Origin of the sequence: Collinsella aerofaciens, assembly GCF_901212495.1 — a bacterium.
Lineage (GTDB): Bacteria > Actinomycetota > Coriobacteriia > Coriobacteriales > Coriobacteriaceae > Collinsella > Collinsella aerofaciens_H.
Window position 1 is genome coordinate 1 of sequence record NZ_CAAKNY010000055.1, and the last position, 801, is coordinate 801.

Genomic DNA, 801 nt, shown 5'->3' on the forward strand with positions numbered 1-801 from the left:
TGCGGCGAGGCCGTCGAGGGAGAAGTCCTCCGACAGGCCAAACATCTTATTAGCAGGATCGTCGAAAGGAGATGAAGTGCCTTGATCTGTCGCAAAGGAATACGAAGCAGCCATAGGCCAAATCAAAAAAGCAACAAATATTGCAAGAATGAGCTTACGGCAAACTGTCTTCATCGGAATCAGGCATCCTAACGAACGAAGCTGTATAACTGAAATCTAAAGACGACTAGCGCTGAGGGGAAAACGCACCGTTAGATCATTCTGTTAATAATCGCTGCGATTCTTTGGCCGTAACCATCCCCAGGGACAGCCCATAAACCATTGAGGTCCTCTAGACACGGAGCGATACCCAGATATCCCCTATTAACAAGTATTTGATAACGAGGGTCAACGCAAACATTGTTCAAGGGCATGCGGGCCGCATAGCCTTTTAAATGCTGAGACTGGGCAAGCAACCCCTGATATACGTTGTCAAACCTTGCCCCACCAACCTGAGGACCGGTAGCGCCTAGGCCAGCGAAGTTGCACTGGTCTGCAGATACCGAACCCCCAAACTGAAGCCAACCAGTCTCCAGCATCGCTTGGGCAAATACAACCTCAGGTCTTACGCCTTCAGAGGAGGCGGCCAAAATAACCTGATTACAAAACTCAGTAATGCTAGAAGCACCCCTTTGCGAATAAACCTCAGAGGGATAGGTATGTCCGGTAGAAACAAACAAACGAGCCATGGATTCAGCAGATATCGTAGACGTACCCATAATTGGCGTACCGTCGACCGTCACCCTGCGGGTGAGGTGCTTG

At 49.7% G+C, this 801-nt stretch carries 1 protein-coding gene; it reads right to left on the reverse strand.

Annotated features, from left to right (window positions below; all coding sequences use genetic code 11):
• Positions 1 to 251: 251 nt before the first annotated feature.
• A partial coding sequence (locus tag SFLMC1_RS06460) for a glucosaminidase domain-containing protein (protein ID WP_222838045.1) occupies positions 252 to 801 on the reverse strand: 550 nt, incomplete at its 5' end.